At 70.5% G+C, this 7,137-nt stretch carries 6 protein-coding genes and 1 pseudogene; 2 read left to right on the top strand and 5 right to left on the bottom strand.

Annotated features, from left to right (window positions below; all coding sequences use genetic code 11):
- Window positions 1–555 (top strand): RNA polymerase sigma factor (locus ACJ73U_RS13040; protein WP_407777850.1); only part of this gene is annotated, 555 nt, incomplete at its 5' end.
- 536 nt (window positions 556–1,091) lie between these two features.
- Here ACJ73U_RS13040 and ACJ73U_RS13045 read toward each other — a convergent pair.
- Window positions 1,092–1,887 (bottom strand): annotated as a pseudogene (locus ACJ73U_RS13045) (EamA family transporter).
- A gap of 274 nt (window positions 1,888–2,161) precedes the next feature.
- Between ACJ73U_RS13045 and ACJ73U_RS13050 the strand changes: the two are divergent.
- Entirely contained in the window at window positions 2,162–2,353 is a 192-nt protein-coding gene (locus ACJ73U_RS13050; RefSeq protein ID WP_407777851.1) for a hypothetical protein, read from the top strand.
- 69 nt (window positions 2,354–2,422) lie between these two features.
- Here ACJ73U_RS13050 and ACJ73U_RS13055 read toward each other — a convergent pair whose 3' ends face one another.
- From ACJ73U_RS13055 to ACJ73U_RS13070, 4 genes are read right to left on the bottom strand one after another with little or no spacing between them, the layout of a single operon-like run.
- On the bottom strand, window positions 2,423–3,643 hold the full coding sequence (locus ACJ73U_RS13055; RefSeq protein WP_407777852.1) for an MFS transporter: 1,221 nt from the start codon (window positions 3,641–3,643) through the stop codon (window positions 2,423–2,425).
- A gap of 7 nt (window positions 3,644–3,650) precedes the next feature.
- Window positions 3,651–4,838 carry an ROK family protein gene (locus ACJ73U_RS13060; protein WP_407777853.1) on the bottom strand — a complete coding sequence of 396 codons (1,188 nt, stop codon included), beginning with the start codon at window positions 4,836–4,838 and terminating at the stop codon, window positions 3,651–3,653.
- 15 nt (window positions 4,839–4,853) lie between these two features.
- Complete coding sequence (locus ACJ73U_RS13065) at window positions 4,854–6,278, bottom strand: sugar ABC transporter permease (protein ID WP_407777854.1); 1,425 nt, start codon at window positions 6,276–6,278, stop codon at window positions 4,854–4,856.
- Window positions 6,279–6,304: 26 nt separating this feature from the next.
- Window positions 6,305–7,105, bottom strand: coding sequence for an ATP-binding cassette domain-containing protein (locus ACJ73U_RS13070; protein WP_407777855.1), 801 nt, complete (start codon window positions 7,103–7,105; stop codon window positions 6,305–6,307).
- Window positions 7,106–7,137: the final 32 nt, after the last annotated feature.

Genomic DNA, 7,137 nt, shown 5'->3' on the forward strand with positions numbered 1-7,137 from the left:
ACGTACGCCACCTGGTGGATCCGGCAGGCGATCACCCGCGCGATGGCCGACCAGGCCCGCACCATCCGCATCCCGGTGCACATGGTCGAGGTCATCAACAAGCTCGGTCGCATCCAGCGTGAGCTGCTCCAGGACCTCGGCCGCGAGCCGACGCCGGAGGAGCTGGCCAAGGAAATGGACATCACCCCGGAGAAGGTGCTGGAGATCCAGCAGTACGCCCGGGAGCCCATCTCGCTGGACCAGACCATCGGCGACGAGGGTGACAGCCAGCTCGGCGACTTCATCGAGGACTCCGAGGCGGTCGTCGCGGTCGACGCGGTGAGCTTCACGCTCCTGCAGGACCAGCTGCAGTCGGTGCTGGCGACGCTGTCCGAGCGCGAGGCGGGCGTGGTGCGGCTGCGCTTCGGCCTCACCGACGGCCAGCCGCGGACACTCGACGAGATCGGCCAGGTCTACGGCGTGACGCGGGAGCGCATCCGCCAGATCGAGTCGAAGACGATGTCCAAGCTGCGGCACCCGTCCCGGTCTCAGGTGCTCCGGGACTACCTGGAGTGAGTTAGGTTTTTTGCACGGTCGGTCCCCTCACCGCCCCCGGGCCGGGGTGGTGGGGGGATCGGCTTGTGCAGGGGGTTGCGTTGGTCAGGGCAGTGGTACCAGCCGCCCCTTCAGGCCGCCCTTCGCCAGCCTGGTTCCACCGCGAACCCGCCGACGGCCCCAGCCGCGCCTGTGACGAGCAGGGTCTGCCCTGGCTCCAGGCCGAGCAGGTCGAGTGCCTGCAGGGCCGTCGAGCCGTTCAGGGGGCAGCGTGGAGGCCGCCAGCAGGTCCGTAGCCGGCGCGGGGGCGACCGCGCCGGTATCCCTCCGCTTGGGTCTTGGTAGGCAGGTCGAGCCGGTCGGAGAGGCCGATCACCGATCCCCCACCGCGGACGGCGCGTCATTCACCTGATCGACGACTCCGTCCGCGTCCCAGCCGAGACCGATCTGCCCTTCGCCCGTCATGAGGTCGGCTCCGGCCAGGACACCGGACCCATATCGCGGGGGTGGAAATGGCAAGATCTGAATACGATCGTTTGAACAACGATCGCAACTGACTAGAGCGGCTCTGGTCCGGGCTCCTCACGTCGTGTCCGAATGGTGAGACCCACGACCACCGCGAAAATACCGAGGGCCTCCGGCACCCGTCGGCACCTGACGCAGGACGAGCAGCCCGATCGTCGTGGCCGTCACCGGGAGTAACGCGAGCAGCAACGCGAAGCGGGACTGCCCCATCCGCCGCAGCACGACCTGGTCCAGCACGTACGGCACCACTGTGGACAGCACGCCGACGCCGATCCCGAGCAGCAGCAGCCGTGGCGAAGACCACACGGGCCCGGTGCGCAGCGCCAGCGGTGACAGCACCACGGTGGCGACGGCGAAGCCGACCGCCAGGCCGTCCACGCCGAGGCCGACTTTTGCGACTTTCTTCCCCAACAGGATGTATCCGGCCCACAACACGGCTGCGCTGAGAGCGAACAGGACTCCGCGCGTGCTGCCCGCCCAGCGGACGTCCGCGATCAGCACGACGCCGCTGACCACCAGCAACAGTGCCCCGATGTCCCTCACTGAGCGTGAGCCGAAAGCCGCGACGAGGACCGGGCCGACGAACTCCAGTGCGACGGCCGTGCCGAGCGGCAACCGGTCGAGCGACTCGTAGAACACGAGGTTCATCGCGGCCGTGACCATCCCGAACAACGCCGCCAGCGCCCACGTCCGCCCATGCCAGGCCGCAGGTCCAGGCCGCCGCCACACCAGCAGGACCACCGCGGCGCCGAGCTGGCGCAGCCACGCCACGGCCGCCGGCGAGAGCACATCGAACAGCCACACGGCCGCCGCGGCACCCAGGTACATCGACAGTCCGCCGACCACGAAGAGTAACGGTGCTGGGAGGTGAGTGGCGCGTATCACTGAACCATCCGAGCCCACGTGACGATCCTGCAATGTGAGAGGCCGAATGCGACAACCGGGTTAATTCATGAGTCAGGTGATCTCACATTCAGCGCGGGAACACTGACGGGGACCGAAACGTCTGGAAGAGTAGAGGTTGCGACACCGCGCCAGCGATGGCCGCAGCCGAACACGGCACCGGGACTCCACCGGTTGCCGGGACGGAGGGAGATTTCTCATGAACACGACGCTCACCCGCCCCGACCTGACCGCCGCTGACCGCTGCGACCGCTGCGGCGCAGGCGCTCAGGTACGGGCCATCCTTCCCTCCGGCGGCGAACTCCTCTTCTGTGGGCACCACGCCCGGAAGCACCAGGAGCGCCTGCGCGAGCTGGAAGCCGACCTGCAGCAAGGGCAGCGTCAGGCTTAGCTGGCAGGGAAAACAACCGAAAAGCGACTTCGAGCGAGGCGGGGCCTGAGCGGACGGGTCCCGCCTCGCCTATACCCGGAAGCTCCTCAGCCGAGGGGTGACCGTCCAGATCAGCACGACGACCACCACGCAGGTGAGCCCGCCGCTCGTCAGGGCGAACGTCCCGGTGGTCGCGCCGGCGACCAGCCCGCCGCGGAGGTTGCCGACCTCGGGTCCGGCCTGGCCGACGATCTGTTCCGCGGCGGCGACGCGGCCCAGCAGCTCGTTCGGCGTCGTCAGCTGCACGATCGTGCTCCGCGACACGACCGACGCGGTGTCGGCCGCGCCGGCCACCACCAGGCACCCGAGCCCGAGCCACGGGTTCGGCGCGAGGGCGAACGCCGTCAGCGCGCCGCCCCAGGCCGTGGCCCCGACCAGCATGACCACGCCCTGCCGGTGTCGGCGGGTGAACAAACCGGACAGCACCGACGCGGCCACCCCGCCCACCGCGATCGCCGACAGGAACAACCCGAGCGTGCGGGGGTCGTTGCCGAAGCGTTCCGCGTTGACCAGCGGGAACAGGCTGATCGGCATGGCGAGCACGGTCGCGGCGAGGTCCGTGACGAACGCGGCCCGCACCACCGGCGCCCGCACCAGGAACGCCAGCCCGTCGAACACGCCGCGAAGCCCGGGCCGGGACGCCGTCCCCTCCGGTTGCATGGCGGGCAGCCCGAACGCGCCGTACAGGGCGGCGCAGAACGTGACCGCGTCCACGGCGTAGCAGACGCCCACCCCCCACGTCCCCACCACGAGCCCGCCCAGCGCCGGACCGACGAGCATGGCGGACTGGAACCCGATGCGGGCCAGCGCGAGCCCCGCGGCCAGTTGCTCCGGTGGCAGCAGCAGCGGCAGGAACGTCCGTGCGGCCGGCGCCGACACGGCCCCGAAACAGCCCTGCAGGGCGACGATCGCCAGCAGCCCCACGACCGGCAGGTCCAGGAAGAACGCCTGGTAGGCGAGCAGCAGCGAGCAGACCGCCTGCCCGACCTTGGCGACGAGGTAGATACGGCGCCGGTCGCGCCGGTCGACCAGCGACCCCGCGAACAGTCCGAACACCATGAGCGGCAGCGCCTGCGCCATGCCGACCGCGCCGGTCCAGACGGGGTTCCCGGTCGCGTCCCACACCTGGTACAGCACGGCGACGACGGCGAGCTGGCTGCCGAGGCCCGACGCGGTCTGGCCGAGCCAGAGCCGCCGGTAGAGCCGGGTGCGGACGGGGGTGAGATCGAGGAAGGCGTCGGTCAGCGCCACGGGGTGATTACACCGCGTCCAGCACCGGTTCGAAAGCGAGTTCCGCGGCGCCGAGGAGCGTCGAGTCCGCGCCCAGCGTCGACACCGCCAGCCGGATACCGCCGACCGCGCGGCTGACCAGGCTGCGCTTGCGGACCTCCTCGCCGACGTCGGCGATCAGCGACGCCGGCAGCGCCGTGAACAGGTCACCGAGCACGACCAGCTCCGGACCCAGCACGTTCACGACGTTGACCAGGCCGACGGTCAACCACTCCGCGAACTCGCCGAGCTGCCTGCGCACCTGCTGCGACGACGCGGCCAGCGCCCGCAGCTCCGCGACCACCGCGCCGCGCGGCGCGCTCTCACGCAACCCGAGTGCCCGGCACAGAGCCGGCTCCCCCACCTCGGTCTCCCAGCAGCCGGTGCTGCCGCAGTAGCACCGCCGCCCGGCCGGGTTGACGACCATGTGGCCCAGTTCGCCGACGTACCCGGCCGTGCCGCGCAGCGCCGACCCGTCGGAGATCACCCCGCCGCCGACGCCGACGTCCGCCGACACGTACACCGCGTCCGACGCGTCCCGCGCGGCGCCCCGCAGGTGCTCGGCCAGTGCGCCCAGCTCCGCGTCGTTGCCGACCATGACCGGCATGTCGAAGATGGTGCTGAGCCGCTCGCCGAGTGGCACCCCGGTCCAGTGGAGGTTCGGCGCCTCGTGCACCAGGCCGTCCGAACGGCGGACCACGCCCGGCACGGACACACCGGCGGCGACCATCCGCACGCCGATGTCGGCGGCCAGCAGGACGGCTGAGTCGACCACGTGCGTGGCGACCTCTTCCGGCTCGCGAGTCCGCACCCGCAGGTTCCAGCTGTTGCGCCCGAGGATCTCGCCCCCGAGGCCGACCAGCGCGATCGACACCTGGTCGACCCGCACGTCCACCGCGAGCACCACCGCGGCGTGCGGCTGTGGCAGGACCAGGAGCGACGGGCGCCCCGCGCCGGACCGCTGGCGGGGCACCCGTTCCACGACCACGCCGGTCTCGGCGAGCCCGTCCACGAGGGCCTTGATCGTGCTGCGGTTGAGCCCGAGCTCAGCCGCGAGCGACGCCCTCGTGGTCGGGCCGCCGACGTGCAGCCTCCTCAACAGGACCGTGCGGTTGTGCCGGCGCACCTCGTCGGGCCGGGCGCCCAAGCTGGGCGAGCCCGTTGGTGTGCTGGTCAAACCCCTCGCTCCTGCCTAGTTTGTGACTGCCGCCCTCCTGCGGGACAGCGCGTCGACCGTGGCGGCGAGCAGCAGCACCAGGCCGGTGATGATGTTGACCACGGCGGCCGGCTGGTTCAGCAGCCCGAGACCGTTCTCCACGACCGCGAGCACGAGACCGCCGATCACCGCGTGCGCGACCTTGCCCTTGCCGCCGAACAGCGACGTGCCACCGATGACCGCCGCGCCGACGGCGAACAGCAGCGTGTTCAGGCCGCCGGCCTGCGGGTCGACCGAGCCCGCCTTCGACGAGTACACGATCGCGCCGATGGCGGCCGCCGCGGACGAGACCACGAAGACACTCGCGCGGACCTTGCTCACGTTGATGCCGGCACGGCGGGCGGCCTCGGCGTTGCCGCCGACGGCGTAGATGTGCCGTCCGTAGCGCGTCCGGTTGAGCACGTACGTCCCAATTGCCAGCAGACCGAGGATGATCGGCACCACGTACGGCACACCGCGGATGGTCACCAGGTCCGGGTTGGGCGAGCGGTTCGAGGTGAGCAGCAGGGTCGCGACGATCGCGATGACCGCGACCACGATCACCTTGCCGACCGCGATCGGCGTCGGCTGCGTGACGAGCCCCTTGCGCAGCCGCGAGAAGTGCTCGCCGAGCACCATCGCCGCGTAGCCGCCGGCCGCGATGACGCACAGGATCCAGCTGCCGAGGACGTCCAGGTTGCCGTTGGCCACGTTGAACAGGGTCGGCGAGGTGCGGATGCCGAGGGTGCCGCCCTGACCGATGAACTGCAGGATCACGCCCTGCCACGCGATGAACAGCGCGAGGGTCACCACGAACGACGGCATACCGATCTTGGACACCATGAAGCCCGTGATGCAGCCGATCGCCGCGCCGACGCAGACCGCCAGGACCATCTCGTACCAGGCGTTCTGCGGCAGGCCGAACACCGCGATCAGGAACGCGCCGAGGGCGAACACCGCGCCGGCCCAGATCCGCATCAGGAGCGCGAGCACGACCGCCAGCACCATGCCGAGGGAGAACACCCAGAACACGGTGCTGCCCATGCCGTCGAGCAGGTTGCCCGCATGCACGTAGTGCAGAGCCATCACCGATGCGCAGACGCCGGACGCGGTGCCCGCGGACAGGTCGATCTCGCCCAGCAGCAGGACGTAGACCAGGCCCATCGCGATGATCATCTTGCCGGCGCCCTGCGCGATCAGGTTCGCCGTGTTGTTCAGTGTCAGGAAGTGGTCCGACAGCGCGGAGAACACGATCACCAGCACCAGGAGGCCGAGCAGGGCCGGCAGCGAGCCCAGCTCGCCGCCGCGCAGCCTGGCGAAGTAGTCGCGGATGGCCTCGCCGGTGGACTGGGATGTGGTGTCGATGCCGAAGTCCGAGATCGCCCCTGTGGGCTTGTCGGTCCTGGCCGGGGTCTCGGTCATGAGAAAGGGTCCTCGGGTGAGAAGAGCTAGAGGGTGACTTGCTCGGGGCGGGCGAGGCCGAGGTCGCCGGACCGGCCCGCGGTGATCAGCTCGACCACCTGGCTGTGCGTGGTCTCCTTCACCGGCAGTTCCGCGACCATCCGGCCGAGGTACAGCACGTTGATCCGGTCGGCCACCTCGAACACGTCGGCCATGTTGTGGCTGATCAGCACGACGCCGAGGCCCTGCTCCGCGAGTCGGCGGACCAGGTCGAGGACCTGGCGGGTCTGCGCGACGCCCAGCGCGGCGGTCGGCTCGTCGAGCAGCACGACCTTCGAGTCCCACAGCACGGCCTTGGCGATGGCCACGGTCTGCCGCTGCCCGCCGGACAGCGACGCGACCGGCGTTCGCACCGACTTGACCGTGCGGACCGACAGCGACGCGAGGGTCTCGCGTGCCGCGCGCTCCATGCTCGACTCGTCCATCCAGAAGGGCATTCCGCGCTCCCGGCCGAGGAACATGTTCTGCACGATGTCGAGGTTGTCGGCCAGCGCGAGGTCCTGGTACACGACCTCGAGGCCGAGGTCGGCGGCTTCCTTCGGGCTGTGGATGGTGACCGGCCTGCCGCGGAAGCGGACGCCGCCGGAGTCGATCGTGTAGATCCCGGCCACGCACTTGATGAGCGTGGACTTGCCCGCGCCGTTGTCGCCGACGAGCCCGACCACCTCACCCTCGCGCACCTCGAAGTCGACGTCGGTCAGCGCCTGCACCGCGCCGAACCGCTTGGAGATCCCGCGCAGTTGCAGCACGGGCGTGCCGTGAGTGGCGATGATGGGACCGGCGGCCATGGGACCCCTTCCGGTGGGTGGCGACGGCCGGG

The organism is Actinophytocola sp., from assembly GCF_045807065.1.
Lineage (GTDB): Bacteria > Actinomycetota > Actinomycetes > Mycobacteriales > Pseudonocardiaceae > Actinophytocola.

Coding starts and splice junctions, on each gene's coding strand:
- ACJ73U_RS13050 (WP_407777851.1), top strand. CDS start 2,162: ATGAACACGACGCTCACCCGCCCCGACCTGACCGCCGCTGACCGCTGC.
- ACJ73U_RS13065 (WP_407777854.1), bottom strand. CDS start 6,278: ATGACCGAGACCCCGGCCAGGACCGACAAGCCCACAGGGGCGATCTCG.
- ACJ73U_RS13070 (WP_407777855.1), bottom strand. CDS start 7,105: ATGGCCGCCGGTCCCATCATCGCCACTCACGGCACGCCCGTGCTGCAA.